Source organism: Pseudomonas sp. BJa3, from assembly GCF_026343815.1.
GTDB lineage: Bacteria > Pseudomonadota > Gammaproteobacteria > Pseudomonadales > Pseudomonadaceae > Aquipseudomonas > Aquipseudomonas soli.
This window is the reverse complement of the sequence record NZ_JAOXMC010000381.1, coordinates 1-252: the sequence shown is the minus strand read 5'-3', so window position 1 is coordinate 252 and position 252 is coordinate 1. Positions and strand designations below refer to the sequence as shown.

The 252-nt window shown below is 68.7% G+C and carries 1 protein-coding gene; it reads left to right on the top strand.

Annotated features, from left to right (window positions below):
• The coding region (locus OH705_RS28105) for a hypothetical protein (protein ID WP_267303552.1) at positions 1-252 on the top strand (252 nt) is incomplete at both ends.

Below are 252 nucleotides of genomic sequence, written 5' to 3'. Positions count from 1 at the left end.
GTCACCAGCCAGGGGCTGGTGGACAACCGCTCCGGCCGGATCGCCAGCCAGGCCACCCTCGACCTGACCGCCCTGGCCCTGAATAACCAGGGCGGCGTGGTCACCAGCAAGGCCGGCCTTGCATTGGTCGCGGGCGCAGCCATCGACAACCGCCACGGCGAGATCTCCAGCGCCGGCACAACTCAGGTAGAAGCCGCCAGCCTCGACAACCGCGAGCAATGCAAACTGCTCAGCGACGGCACGCTCACCGCC